Origin of the sequence: Providencia sp. CIM-Carb-044 (genome assembly GCF_033901115.1) — a bacterium.
GTDB classification, from domain to species: Bacteria; Pseudomonadota; Gammaproteobacteria; order Enterobacterales; family Enterobacteriaceae; genus Providencia; species Providencia hangzhouensis.
In genome coordinates this window covers 430,715-444,981 of record NZ_JAXADV010000003.1, presented here as the reverse complement: position 1 = coordinate 444,981, position 14,267 = coordinate 430,715, and the positions used below count along the sequence as shown (strand labels likewise).

The window sequence follows — 14,267 nt, the reverse complement described above, 5'->3', positions numbered from 1 at the left end:
TGCCATAACGCTTAAAAGCGGGTTTCTAACCCAATAGAAATTTCGTGCTGGTGGTAGGAGTAAATTCCATCCGCGGAACTGCGATTGTCACGAAAGCGGTAACTGGTATAAGGCGTGAATGTGAGCAATGAATAATTTGGAAAGCTGAGTCGTGCAAAATACATAGCTTCTTTATCATGGCGTTTTACATTCAACATTTGGTTGAAGGCCTTGAATTGGCTTTCTCGATAAGTTGCGAGTGCCAGTAAATGAATATCGGGTGTGAGTACGGTATACAAGCCGCCTCGGATACCTAGCTGGTCATAATCATCACTACGAACTTCAGTTGTGAGACGAGTCGCATCAGCCCCTAAAAAGAGGGAAGTATCTGGGGTAATACCATAGACACCCGTTAGATGTAGGCTACTTCGATTGCCATCAGCACTGTCATACGGTTTTTGGTAATGAAGTTGTTGGTAGTCAGCGGAGGTACTGAGGATAACCCGAGGTGTAAATTGGTAGTCGGCTTCAATTTTGCCGCCCATACCTAAATAACGGCGCTTTTCATTAACTGTTTTTAATTCAATTAATGGGCCAAAGGCGATAGTCGTATTTGCATCATTAAAACGATATAAAGTTGCCAAAGAAGAGGTATTTTCACTGAACTCGGCATAGTGAGGATACCGGTCGCCATAAGATGTGCCCTTAATTTGTAAGGAATGGTTGCTCGAGATAGGAATAATTTTACTTAGGCTTGCGTCATAGGTGAGCCCTGGCGATGACTTAGGGTTAGCCATTTTCCAGGTTCCCCCCGGAGTTTCCCAAACTTTATTTTTATCAGGAACTTGGTTGATATTACTGTTGTATTTATAGCCAAAAGAGAGGCTTCCTGTCCAAGCAGTACGGTTTTCTATGGCATCAATAAATTGTTGAATGGTTTGCTTTACACTGGCAGGTAATGCGAGTGTTTCATCGTTGATTAAATTTTGGAATAAAGCCAAAGACTCCTTATTTTGATTATCTTCAAAATAAGCCCGGGCAAGTTCCAATTTAATGCGAAGAAACTTTGGTGAAAGTGCCAGTATTTGTTGGTAGTGGGCAATTGCTTCAGGGTAATGGTTTTGCGCTTTAGCAGTTTCTGCTTTTGCAAATAAAATAAGCAATGGGTCCGCATCAGTTAGCTGCTGGTAGCGAGGCAATAAGCGTTGTACGTCTTGAAATTGCCGATGGTTGATTGCCAGATAAATTGCCTGTCCTAAGTCTTGAGCGTTATTTTTTAGGGTATAGTTTTCCCCATTTAGTTTTATTGATAGGTCATCTGGGAGTAGCAATTGGTCTTTATTGGGGACAACTGCACTTTTATCACGATAATTTTGTTTATCTTTTTGCCATAACAACTGTTCTCGGTCAGTATCCAAGCTAGCTGGAAATGCAGAGAACGCAACCATAAGCATCATGATGGCAGGGGGTAATAGCAGATATCGCATAGGATTAGCTTCGGTAATAAAAGGCTGTGGCCAACTACCTGTCACGTTTTATAGTTGGCCACTGAGGTTAATTTACGGATTACTGGGAGATATTCCCACGGCTTCCACCAAAGGCCATGTCTTTGCTGTGGTCGCTAAATTCAGTTACCCCTGCAATATGTTTAGCTTGGTCGCCAAAGAAGTGCCCATTTGTTGAGCCTGATTCACCATTAAGAGTGGCCGCTCCGGCGAAAGTGGCATTGTTATTTATGGTGGCATTAATATTGGTTGCACCAATATTCCCTGCTAAGGATTTAGTTCCAAAGTTGGCTGTCAGAGTACCTGCGGCTAGGGCACCTCCATTATATTGGCTTATCCCTTTAACAGAGTATTCCGCAGTGCCCGCTGTTGGCATATTGGTGGTGACATCTTTACCAGAGTAGTAAGCCGTGTGTGTTGTGTCACTAGCTTGTCCGGTTGATGACCATTCGCCGAAATAGACTTCTGCATCTGCTACTTTTGCAAAGTTAAATACGCCCATTTTGTCATGTGAACCAGAGCTATTAGGCATAGAGACCACATGTGCTTCATTCCCTGGTTGTTTTGGCGCCATTTTTGTTAACCCAGAGAATGAAATGATTTTTCCACCGTAAACAGATTGCACACCAATACCAGGATCACCCGCAGCACCACCATGTCCACCACCGGTTCCTTCTGTCGCTCCAACACGAATGGAAGGTTCATTGGGATCGAAAGGTTGGCTTTGGCCAGAACCGATTGCTGCAGAAGCACCAAAAGTCATTGTGCAGGTTGCGAGTGCTAGAGCGATAATATTTAACTTTTTCATCGAAATACTCCATTTTTATTAAAGATATTAACGATACTATTGATTAAGAAATTATTATTTCGCATATATATGACGAGAGTTATTAAATCAAATAATAATATAAATGCAAATGATAATTCTTCGCATTAACATTAAAATAATTATGGGTATCAATGGGATAGTGGTATTTTATTTATTGTTAGTTGTTGATATTACGATTTATTTTTGTAATTAATTTGTTGGTTTATCAATTTTTATGATAATTATTTTTTAATAAAAAAGTTAAACTAGTCACATTTTAATGTGTTTGATTAAAAGAATTACATAAAAAACATTAAAGTTAGTGTTGTTTACTGTTTCATCATCGGTGCTAGTCAATGGCGGGCTAAATAAATTAAAATAGCAAATGAAAATAAGGCGCATTATCATTAATGGTGTGGTAATTTAGTTTTTACCGATCACTATTAGATTAATATTTACTCAAAATGCTAAGGGATAAAGTAATGGCACCATGGTTAATTTTTGGCGCTGGTGGAAAAGGTGTTGGCCATCAGATTGCTCAGTTGGCAATAGCAGAGAAACATCCTGTCATCGCAGTTGTACGTAATAGGCAATCTGCAGCAGCGTTAGAGGCTGTAGGGGTGCAAGTTTTCATCGGCGATGCTTGTGATAGCGAGGTGGTTAAAGCTGCTTGCCATGCCGCAGGAACAAATGCCACAGTTATTTCAACCATGGGAGGTACGCAAGATTATTTAGCTCACCGTACGGTGATTGATTGTGCCGAGCAAGCGGGTATATCTCGCATGGTGTTAGTTACGTCATTAGGTTGTGGAGATTCATGGCCTTATTTATCTGCTCGGTCACGCGCTGCGTTTGGTCAGGCAGTGAGAGAAAAATCCCTTGCGGAATCATGGCTACAAACTAGCTCGTTAGATTATGTGATTATTCGCCCTGGTGGGTTATTACATGGTGAACCAACGGGAAAAGCAGTTCTTCAACAAGAGGTTGAGGTTCATGGTTTAGTGATGCGCGCGGATGTTGCTTCACATGTTTACCAGTTGGCTAAGCAAGGGGAATTGAAAAAACAAATTTATAGCGTGGTACAACCCGGTCTGACATCCTCTTAATAAAACCAAGGATTTTTTTGCATAGTGACAACGACATCATAACTATCCTCAATTATTTGTTTATTGCCTTAGACTCGCATAATTTTGAACAAGTTATTCAAGTTTTAGGGGAACAAACAGAAAAGCATAAGGAGACAATCATGAATATTGCGCAACGATTGCAAGATAAAGGACGACAAGAAGGACGACAAGAAGGACGGCAAGAAGGGCTGCAGGAAGGATTTCAAAAAGGCAAAGAAGAGGCAAATATAACAACGGCACGGAATCTTTTGGAACAAGGAGTTAGTATTGAGATAATAATGAAAAGCACTGGGCTGAGCCGTGAAAAACTTATTTCTTTACAGTAACTCAGGTGTTATGACTAAAATTTAAAAGGGATATTATTTATCAATATCCCTTCATTTAATAATAGCTGAATAATATATAAATTATTTAAATGGCATCTACTAGGTTTGCTTATCCCGTTGAACTAGCGCTAACGACAGTTGACTCAAAGCGGCATAAAAACCAAACTCATCATATCGTTGGCAATTTTGGCTAAATACTGGCAGCCATTGCAGTAAAAGTGACAAAGTTTTTAGGCGTAATTGTTTCACTTTCTCTTGGTCCAAATGGGCTTCATTTAATGAAAAATGTAAGTGACTTAATAGCTCCAAAAAAATTGAAATATGGTCAGAAGGCTCGTTAAATGCCTCACTGGTTTCCATTCCTGCCTCGGCTAATAGGTACTTAATCTGTTCATTACCATGCTCACTGTTTGGATAAACTGAGGCGTAAGGTAAGGCTGATTGCTTATCTGACATTAAGAATAAACTACAAAAATCTGCGGCTAATTCGAGCTGAGCATCATTTCGCATCATTAGCGCTTTGATTTTTGTTTTAACCTCTTGAATTAGCGAAGTTAAAACAGGTTCCTGCTCGATAGTCGTAAACCAATCCATCATTTCGCTAGATTGAATCTGTGCTAACGTTGCATTATCTAATTCACGTGAGAACAATCGTGCTAGCCATGCATAAACACATGCTATTTGTTCTGGCGACAAAGTGATTTGTTTTGTCATTTGTTCACCTGTGATGCAGGAACATATTCACATTGAGCAACCATTTCAATTGGCCCATCGAATGCATTGACGTTATCCACTTGTCCTGTGTATTTTTCTATCTCCACTAAGGTGGTATGTGCGCTGGTGGCCTGCGCTAATTGAGAGGTTCCAATATCAAGCGTTAATACGTTTGGGTTTCCGTATTTGCACAGGGAATTGATTTCTCCACCCTTAGTCGGGTCATACCAAGCTCCTTCATGGATACGAGCAACGCCTTCTGTATATAAGTCAGAAACTACGGCTCCTGCTAACACTTGCCCGCGGTCGTTGAAAACACGAACAATATCACCATTTTGTATGCCTCTAGCTTTCGCATCTTGAGGGCTAATAAAGACCGGCTCTTTGCCACTCACAGAATAATATTGACGTAATACAGGGGATTCGCACAATTGTGAGTGTAAACGAAAATCGGGATGTGCGGATTGCAAATGTAGTGGCCATTTTTTTGAACCTGGACCACCATGAGAGCGTTCTGCTTTTTCGAACCACATTGGGTGACCTTGGCAATCATCATATTGCATATCAGCAATAGTTTTTGAGTAAATTTCAATTAAACCACTCGGTGTCCCTAAAGGTTCTAAGTCGGGATCTTCCCTAAATGCTTGATGACGAACAAACATTTGTGGATGTTCAAATTCCACATAGCCTTCTTTTTCCCAGAACGTATCGAAGGAGGGTAAATGAATACCACGGCCTTTTCCTTGTTGGCTGCCTTCTTGCCAAATGCGTTTTATCCAACCCATTTCGTCCAAACCTTCAGTAAAGGCTTCTTCACGACCAAAACGGCGGCATAGGTCACGTAAAATATCGAAGTCATTACGTGACTCAAACTGCGGTTCAACGAGTTGTTTCATCGCAATAATTCCACGATTTGAATGGTTACCGTATTGGTCAAGGTCATTACGTTCAAATTGTGTGGTTGCCGGTAATACGATATCGGCAAAACGACAGGTGGATGTCCATTGATTATCAATAGAGACAACCGTTTCTAGTTTGCGCCAACCTTCAATAATACGGTTAATTTGTTGGTGGCGGTGGAATGGGTTGGTTCCAGCAAACACACACATTTTTAGTGGAGGTAATTTAACTGCTTTACCGTTCCAGTTGATTGTTTTTCCTGGTTCTAAAATAGCATCAATAAAACGAGCAATAGGAATGGTGCTGCTGTAGCCTTTGTAGTCATTGTTATCATGAATAGGTGGCACTTTGGTTGAGCCGGAAAAACCACTTAAAATAATTCCCTGGCGGCTTGGGGTTCCTGCTCCATTATAGTGCCAACCGAAGCCAAATCCTCCACCCGGTAAGCCAATCTGACCTAACATCGCAGCCAAAACGACAATCATCCAAGACCATTGTTCACCATGTTGCATGCGTTGAACGCACCAACCTGCAATGATTTGGGTTCTATTTGCTGCCATTTGGCGGGCTAAGGCTTGGATTGTGCCGGCATCAATACCACAAATTTCAGACGCCCATTGTGCATCTTTGGGTTGTCCATCTGTTTTTCCCATTAAGTAGGGAACAAATTGCTCGAAACCAACACAATATTCTTTTAAGAAGGTTTTATCATGCAAGTTTTCACTGTAAAGCGTGTGGGCGATGGCTAATTGCAGTGGGACATCCGCTTGCGGGTTAATCGCAATATGCTGAACATTAGTACGCCCAAGGTAATCATGAGTAGAGGTGATTATCGGGTCGATACTGATGACTTTTATCTCGCCACTAGCAGCTTTCTCTTTCAGTTGTTCATAATATTCATAAACGTCATGATCAGGACACCACCAGTTAGCTTGTTGGTTTTTAATCAGGTCAGAGCCCCATAATACGATGGTTTTACTATTTTTAAGGACTAGTGGCCAAGAGGTTTGTTGTTCATAAACCTCCATTGACCCGACAACTCGAGGTAAAATCACTTGTGCAGCACCCGTCGAGTAGTCTCCGCCAGTACTGACACTATTACCGTGCAGCGCAATGGCGCGGGCTAACATACCTGATGCATTGTGGAGCATCCCTGTCGATTGCCAGCCATTTGCAGTAAGTAATCCACTTGGTCCATAAGTTGTTTGAATACGTTCTAATTCTTGATAGAACAAATCAAGGGCCTCATCCCAAGAAACACGTACGAAGCGGTTATCACCTCGTTGTGAGGTGTCACTTAAATGGCGTTTACGTAGCCAGTCAACACGCACCATTGGGTAACGGATACGGGCAGTGCCATGCACATGGTCAGGCAATCCTGCAATCATTTTTGATGGAAATTTATCGTGTTCAAAGGGTTTTGCTTCGATAAAACGGCCATCAACTACGGTAGCGCGAATTGCGCCCCAGTGTGACCCAGTTAGAATGCCTTCTTGTACCACCGCAGTTTGTTCTCCAGCTGTTGCAGCGTTAGCCTTACGTGGTGTTAATAGGGAAGGGCCTAACATACCCGCAACAGTGAGCCCGCCAAGCTGGAACAAAAAGTGTCGACGAGAAGCTTGAAAAGTTGGATTATTTTTCATTCTGTACTCCGTTATCACCGTGTGAAGATCCTGCGGTATCAGATGCATTCATTTGTAAGTATTTCAATAAGGTACGCTCTTCTCGCTTATCTAAACTGGTAAAGCCAATCATACCGTTTAATGTGCCTATCCAACCGTTAGCATCAAAGTGAGCAATATCTGGCGCGCCATGGCATTGATTACAAGAACCGTTATATAAAGAGTCTGCATAAGCCCATATCGGTTTGATATCATTGACCATATCACCTTGCTGCATCCATGCAGTCGCTTGCAGTTTGCTCCATGACGTATCTGTTGCAGCGACGACGGTGCTTTCTAAATTTTTCACATTTTCTTGAACATCACCACGTATCGAAGCTACGAAAATTCGCTTGCCGGGGAATTCAGATAGAACTCGTTGGCGACCATCGGTTTCTGTCCACCCTGTGATTTCAACTTGTAGCCAATCGCCATCACGTTTTAGGACTTTCACCTCTGAGGCAGGAAGTAACGAGCCAGCAGGGTCTTTATCCCCTTTATTTGCATAAATAGGTTTAATATCAAGTGAATACAGAATATCTGAATCACTATTTGCCTTAGCGCGCAGCTCATCGAATTGTTTACGAAAACCGCTGCTCATATCAGGTAATTGGTGGGCAATTCCTTTGTGGCAGTCAATGCAGGATTGATTCTCTTTCGCAGCGATTTGCATCTGGCGAGCTGCTTCTGGATTTTGTTTAGCGTGATCCATTGAGTCATAATCATGGCAAGAGCGGCAAGTAGCAGAATTATTTTCTTTCATGCGGGCCCACTCGCGTTCCGCAAGTTCGGCACGTTTGGCTTCAAATTTTTCTGGGGTATCTATCGAGTGAGCAATAAATGTTTGATAAATATCATTGCTTGCTTCGAGTTTCCGTTTAATCATGCCTGGAAGGTCGGAGGGAATATGGCAGTCATGGCATTCTGCGCGTACGCCAGATGCATTTTGGAAATGTACAGATTGCTTATATTCTTCGTAAACGGGTTCCATGCTATGGCAACTGACACAAAACTCGGTGGTGCTAGTCACTTTCATCCCAACATGGGGAACAACGATTAACGCAACACCCACTGCAATCCCGACAACGATTAACGTTAGCATTGACCAACGAGCACTTGGTTTTCGCAACGCTCTCCAGAGTTTCCGCATAATAGCCCCTGTAATTATATGGTTTAATACAGGCGATCTTATTGAGTTAATATGAATAGCGGTACTAGTCAGAATGAACAGCTTACGGCAAAATATGAGCAAATATGAACAGATATGAACAGAAGAGAGTATATCAATGACATCACATCATATTGTGGTTGTTGAAGATGAACCCGTTACTCAGGCTCGCTTACAGGCTTACTTTGAGCAAGAAGGGTATCGTGTTTCTGTAACGGGGAATGGCGCGGGGCTACGCGAAATTATGGACCAGCAAGCCGTTGACTTGATTCTGTTGGATATTAATTTACCAGATGAAAACGGGTTAATGTTAACAAGGGCACTACGTGAGCGTTTCACGGTAGGAATTATTTTAGTCACAGGTCGCTGTGACCAAATTGACCGTATTGTGGGTTTAGAAATGGGAGCCGATGACTATGTTACTAAGCCCTTGGAACTCAGGGAATTAGTCGTTCGCGTTAAAAATTTACTTTGGCGAATTGACCTTGCTAAGCCTTCGCAAGCTCAAGTTGTTTCACAAGATAATTGTTATCAGTTTGCTGGCTATTGCCTAAATGTTTCGATGCATACGCTCGAATTTGAGCATCAGGCTATCAAACTCACACGGGCTGAATATGAAATGCTAGTGGCTTTTGTGACGAACCCGCGGGAGATTTTAAGCCGAGAACGTCTTTTACGTATGTTATCTGCCCGACGAGTTGATAACCCTGACTTACGTACCATAGATGTACTTATTCGCCGTTTACGCCATAAAATCAAAGCGGATTTATTAGTGACTCAGCATGGTGAAGGCTATTTTTTAGCCGCCGATGTATATTGATATACGGGCCTAAAGCCTCCTGGAGATAATGAGTTGCGTAAGTGTTCACTATCTGCGTTTTGTTGGGTAAGCACTAAAATCGGCGGGCTTATATTGTTTGGAACCGGCTGCTTTTGTAGTACTTTGATGGCTTGTTCAATCACTAGCTCACCTTGCCAAACCATTTGGTCGCTGGCAGCCATAATAATTCGGCCTCTTTTTAACCCGCGGTAGACTTGGTGAGAAAGGTAAAAAGAGACAATATTCAATGGGTTCGTTAAGTTTCGGCCTTCACCCATTGCGGCCTCAGCAGCAATAGCAGTGCCAACGACGACATCGACATCAGGGTTACGCTCTAACATTTCATGTAATAGATTGCGTTGAACCTCAAGGTCGTTATCCCCTTGCGCCACATCCACAATTTGTACTTGGCTACCTGCAATAGCTTCTCGGAATCCTTGCTCCATTTCATGGCTGCCTCCGGCATTTAATGGGCCAGGCATAAGTAAAACTTTCAATGGTTTACCTTGACTCCATTGGACTAAATAGCGCCCCGGTTGATAACCCATTTGAAACCAAGGTACACCAACGCGGGTTTTAATTGTTTTATCGTGTGTCGCATTGATGACTTCAATGACAGGCGTATTTTCTACCAGTTGGCTAAGGTTTGGAAAAGTTGTGGTGCTACTGCCTAGTAAGATGGCATCTGCTCCCCATTGTTGGCACTGTGTAATTTGCTTTTGTTGGGTTGCTAGTTGGTTATATCCACCGGCTTCTAATACGTTTAGGTCAATGCCATAGTGTTTTGCCGCTTTTTGCATTCCGTAATTAATTGATAACCAATAAGAATCTTTTAGGCTAGGATAAAGCGCACACAACTTCCATGTTTTTGTGGCGGTAACGGGATCATGTGGTTGCTGGTCAAAATGCAGTGTGTCACGCCACTGAATTAGTGAGCTATCGTGCGCCGTTGCTAGGCTCAACAACGAGTGAAATGTGAACAGTAGTAAAATCAATACACGCATGATAGCCTCACAAACCAGAAACCTTTATCCTAAATGCATTCTTGCTGCTAACTCAACCATTTTAATTTTTAGGCTAACCAAACCGTGAATTTATCACTAACTAGACGACTATGGATGGGCTTTGCGTTGATGGCTGCATTGACCTTTATTAGCACCCTTGTGGGATGGTACAACTTACGTTTTGTTAGCCAAGTTGAACAGGCCAACACCGAGGCTCTGATCCCAACCATGAATATGGCAAGGCAACTGAGTGAAGCGAGCGCTTGGGAGCTATTTTCTGCACAAAATCTCACAAATGCAGATAGCGAAAGTATTTGGTTAGCACAAGGACGAATGTTAACGGCACAAAGCCTTAAAATCACTAATTTACTGAAAATATTAAGAGAGCAAGGCTTTAATACACAAAATATTGAACAACAAGAAAAAGAAATTGCTCAGTCATTAAGCCAACAGGGTGAATTAGTTGGGCAGCGGTTAAAACTGCGCGCAGAGCAGCAACAATTAAGGCAGCAGATAATTACAGCGGCGGGAGATATCGCCCAAAAGGCACATGGTCAGGCAAACAATGCCGCCACCTCAGCGGGAGCAACTCAAGTCAGTATTTACGACCTTATTGAAAGGAAACAAGGGGAACAAGCACAACAAGCCCTTGATCAACTAATTGATATTGACCTTGAATATGCCAGCCAAATGAATGAGCTTCGATTAAGCGCGATGCGTGTACAGCAAATGGTACTTAATTTAGGTTCAAACCAGCCCCACCGCAATATGGCAGAATTAGAAAAACAGTTGAATTCTGCAGTTAAAATCTTACAACGTCGGCAAAAATATATTGAAGACCCTGCAGTGCGAGGCCAAGTAGAAAACGCGTTAAATAGCGTGAAGCGCTATACCGAGTTAATCGCGTTGTACCGGCAAGATAACGACATCACAACACGTTTACAGATTTTATCACAAAATAATATTGACCAATTTGCACGTTTTAGTAGTGAAGTAGCGCAATTAGTTGACATCATTGAGCTTCGTAACCAAACCGCATTGGGACAACTTAAACAAGCCAGTGAACGAGGGCAGAATTGGTTGTTAGCATTGAGTATTGTCTCATTGCTCTCACTTATCTTGATCCTTTGGCGAGTGGTTTATCGTTTAGTGACAAAGCCGCTGGCACAGCAAACCCAAGCCCTTCAACGCTTATTAGAGGGCGATATTGACTCTGCATTTCCTGAAACTGCAGGGGTGAAAGAGCTTGATACGATTGGCCGTTTAATGGATGCATTTCGTGAAAGTGTTCATGCCTTAAATAATCAGCGTGAACAGCTAGCAGACGAAGTCAAAGCGAGGACGGCAGAATTGCGCGTGATGGTTGTTGAGCACCGCAAAGCTCGTTCTGAAGCAGAACAAGCCAATCAGGCTAAATCGGCATTTTTAGCGGCAATGAGCCATGAAATTCGCACTCCTCTTTATGGGATTTTGGGGACAGCGCAGCTGTTATTAGAAAATAAAGCACTTAACCAATATCATGATGATTTATATGCGATTACTGACTCAGGTGAATCTTTATTAGCAATTTTGAATGACATTTTGGACTACTCCGCAATTGAAGCAGGGGGACAAAATGTTTCCATCAATGATGAGCCTTTTGAGCCCAAGCCGTTATTAGAAAGTACTTTGTATTTAATGAATGCCAGTAATAAAAATAGTGCTATTCAGTTAGTTGCAGATATTGCGGATGATTTGCCGATTGCTTTACAAGGGGACCCGCTACGGATCCGACAAATTATCACGAATTTACTCAGTAATGCATTGCGCTTTACTCAAAAGGGGCAAATCACTTTGCGTAGTTGCCGTTATGGTAAATATTGGTTTATTGAAGTGGAAGACACAGGGTGTGGCATTGATAGCTCGCGATTTACTGATATTTTTAAGCCATTTGTGCAAGTAGATAGCCAGCGGGGTGGTACAGGGCTTGGGCTGACAATTAGTGCAAGTCTAGCGCAAGCGATGGGAGGTGAATTGACGGTTAGTAGCCAGTTGGGGAGCGGGAGCTGCTTTCGTTTAACATTGCCGCTATGTATCACCTCTCATCCAGTGGGTAAATCGGCTGAGCTGCCATTAGACATGCGAGGTGTGAATTTATTACTCATAGAAGACAACCCATTGACTCAAAAAATTAGTGGAGAAATGTTAACCCGTAGTGGGGCTCAGGTAACCGTTGTTGGCTCTGCTGCTGAGGCTTTGGCGACTCTACAAGCTGGTCAACAATTTACGGCGGCATTGGTGGATTTTGGCTTACCTGACATCGATGGTATCACCTTGGCTAAACAAATAGCGAAAACTTACCCTACATTGATTTTGATTGGTTTTAGTGCTCATGTGATTGATGAAACATTGCGCCAACGAACCAGCCAAGTTTTTCGCGGTATCATTCAAAAACCGGTACCAAGAGATATGTTAAATCAATTAATTGTTAAATATATTTCAGGTGGTGAATATACATTGTCTGATTCTGGTGTTCAGGGAGAAGTTATAAATTTACAACAACTTGCCAGTGATGCCGAATTAATGGGATTCCAGAAAATTCGCGAATGGGTGAGTATTTTTAAACAACATTCCTTGCCTTTGCTCGATCAAATTGACATTGCACGAGCAGAAAGTAACGCAGAACAAATAAAGCGCCTTGCTCACCAGTTAAAAAGCAGTTGTGCCAGTTTGGGAATGCAAAATGCAGTACAAAGCTGCGTATTATTAGAACAGCAGCCAATGGCGGATACCCAATTGAAGGATGATATCCAGCAAGGCTTACGGGCTATTGATCAATGGTTGAATAAAATACATTGACTCTTTAACTAGCCCGTAAGGTTAACAAAGATATATATTCAGGACAAAAGCTTAGCGAGCAACCCGTAGGCCCCCGGTCACACCTTGTGGGCTCCAAAGTATTTGCCATAATTGAATATCTCTCGCTCTAAATGCACCTGCACAAGCATTTAAATAATAAGAAAACATGCGTTTGAAGCGAGGCGTATAATTATGTTCGAGCTCTGGCCAAGCCGCTTGAAAACGGGAATACCACGCCATAAGTGTATGGTCATAATCTGCACCAAAATTATGCCAATCCTCCATTACCAGTTTGCCTTCGCTGGTTTCGCCAATATTTTGTACAGACGGTAGGCAGCCGTTTGGGAAAATATACTTGTTAGTCCATGGGTCGACATTTACTTTATTTTGATTAGAACCAATGGTGTGAAGTAAAAACAAGCCATTAGTTTTTAAATTGCGTTGAATAACATCAAAGTAAGTCACATAGTTTTTAGGCCCGACATGCTCAAACATGCCTACAGAGACAATACGGTCAAATTGGTCGTTGAGATTCCGATAATCGTCTAATTTAATATCGACATCTAAGCCTGCACAGCGAGCTTGAGCATATTTTTGTTGCTCAGCGGAAATAGTGACACCCGTGACAGAAACTCCATAATTTTTTGCTGCATAGGCAGCTAGCCCGCCCCATCCACAGCCGATATCCAGTAATCGCATACCTGGTTTTAATTGCAGTTTTTCGCAGATTAAATTTAATTTTTGTTCTTGAGCAAGAGGGAGGTTTTCAGGAACCGTTTCTAAACCTTTCCAGTAGCCGCAAGAATATTGCATATAAGGGTCGAGCATCAGGGAAAATAAGTCATTCCCGAGGTCGTAATGTTCTTCTCCAACAATGCGAGCACGTTTTAGGGTTTGTAAATTGCGAACGCGTGCGACAGCAATTTTCAATGTATCACTGAAATTATGAGGTATTTTTTTATCGAGCTTATGGCGTAATACATGTTGGAAAAATATGTCTAAACGTTCGCAATCCCACCAACCATCCATATAGCTTTCACCTAATCCTAATGAGCCTTGTTGTAGCACTCGTTTAAAGAATTGGTGGTTGTGAACTTGAATATCGAAAGGGCGGGAGCCATTAATTTTAATACCAGCTTCACTTAATAATTCAGCAGCAATGCGTTGCCAAGAATCGATAGTATTTTTTTGGTTAACGACTTGTTCAGTACTCATCTGATCTCCAATTTTTTTCAAAGTGGGATTCAGAGAACTTTATTTGTGACGTATTCGCGGTACAGCAAAACAGGAATATTGGCCACCGCTGCATGACAGTCAGTGTATTAGCGTTATTGTTGCTATAAATAAAGCTCAAATCCAGTTTCAGATAACTCTCTAAAAAATATAAAACGTTCGCATTGAATTTCAATAGAAATTG

11 protein-coding genes are annotated in these 14,267 nt (G+C 42.0%); 4 read left to right on the top strand and 7 right to left on the bottom strand.

All coding sequences use genetic code 11. The annotated features are described in order from the left end of the window. Positions 1–11: 11 nt before the first annotated feature. Both SJ312_RS08510 and SJ312_RS08505 read right to left on the bottom strand, forming a co-directional pair. Positions 12–1,466 carry a porin family protein gene (locus SJ312_RS08510; protein WP_036958532.1) on the bottom strand — a complete coding sequence of 485 codons (1,455 nt, stop codon included), beginning with the start codon at positions 1,464–1,466 and terminating at the stop codon, positions 12–14. 79 nt (positions 1,467–1,545) lie between these two features. Beyond that, positions 1,546–2,292 (bottom strand): Slam-dependent surface lipoprotein, encoded by a 747-nt coding sequence (locus tag SJ312_RS08505; protein WP_004262381.1) that lies wholly within the window; start codon positions 2,290–2,292, stop codon positions 1,546–1,548. Between the two features lie 482 nt (positions 2,293–2,774). On the opposite strand from SJ312_RS08505, the gene SJ312_RS08500 reads away from it, so the two are divergent. Both SJ312_RS08500 and SJ312_RS08495 read left to right on the top strand, forming a co-directional pair. After that, the gene (locus SJ312_RS08500) at positions 2,775–3,398 is read left to right on the top strand and encodes an SDR family oxidoreductase (RefSeq protein ID WP_165879221.1); all 624 of its coding nucleotides are present in this window, start codon (positions 2,775–2,777) and stop codon (positions 3,396–3,398) included. A 140-nt stretch (positions 3,399–3,538) separates the two neighbouring features. After that, positions 3,539–3,745, top strand: a complete 207-nt coding sequence (locus tag SJ312_RS08495) for a hypothetical protein (RefSeq protein ID WP_227528911.1) — start codon at positions 3,539–3,541, stop codon at positions 3,743–3,745. A gap of 99 nt (positions 3,746–3,844) precedes the next feature. Here SJ312_RS08495 and torD read toward each other — a convergent pair whose 3' ends face one another. From torD to torC, 3 genes are read right to left on the bottom strand one after another with little or no spacing between them, the layout of a single operon-like run. After that, a complete protein-coding gene (torD, locus tag SJ312_RS08490; RefSeq protein WP_094961307.1) occupies positions 3,845–4,459 on the bottom strand; it encodes a molecular chaperone TorD in 615 nt (204 codons plus the stop codon). Next, the gene (gene torA / locus SJ312_RS08485) at positions 4,456–7,002 is read right to left on the bottom strand and encodes a trimethylamine-N-oxide reductase TorA (protein ID WP_153673167.1); all 2,547 of its coding nucleotides are present in this window, start codon (positions 7,000–7,002) and stop codon (positions 4,456–4,458) included. Before torA ends, torD begins: the two co-directional genes overlap by 4 nt. Next, a complete protein-coding gene (gene torC / locus SJ312_RS08480) occupies positions 6,992–8,170 on the bottom strand; it encodes a pentaheme c-type cytochrome TorC (protein WP_036958495.1) in 1,179 nt (392 codons plus the stop codon). Before torC ends, torA begins: the two co-directional genes overlap by 11 nt. 136 nt (positions 8,171–8,306) lie before the next feature. On the opposite strand from torC, the gene torR reads away from it, so the two are divergent. Beyond that, positions 8,307–9,008, top strand: coding sequence for a two-component system response regulator TorR (torR, locus tag SJ312_RS08475; RefSeq protein WP_004262356.1), 702 nt, complete (start codon positions 8,307–8,309; stop codon positions 9,006–9,008). Here torR and torT read toward each other — a convergent pair. Further along, positions 8,981–10,012, bottom strand: a complete 1,032-nt coding sequence (gene torT, locus SJ312_RS08470) for a TMAO reductase system periplasmic protein TorT (protein WP_094961310.1) — start codon at positions 10,010–10,012, stop codon at positions 8,981–8,983. The two genes, torR and torT, sit on opposite strands and share 28 nt — an antisense overlap. A gap of 84 nt (positions 10,013–10,096) precedes the next feature. Between torT and torS the strand changes: the two genes are divergently transcribed. After that, positions 10,097–12,850, top strand: a complete 2,754-nt coding sequence (torS, locus tag SJ312_RS08465) for a TMAO reductase system sensor histidine kinase/response regulator TorS (protein ID WP_319867418.1) — start codon at positions 10,097–10,099, stop codon at positions 12,848–12,850. A gap of 51 nt (positions 12,851–12,901) precedes the next feature. Here the strand turns inward: torS and cfa are convergent, their stop codons facing one another. Continuing rightward, positions 12,902–14,065: a cyclopropane fatty acyl phospholipid synthase gene (gene cfa / locus SJ312_RS08460; RefSeq protein ID WP_319867416.1), complete on the bottom strand. Its 1,164-nt coding sequence runs from the start codon at positions 14,063–14,065 to the stop codon at positions 12,902–12,904. Between the last annotated feature and the right edge of the window lie 202 nt (positions 14,066–14,267).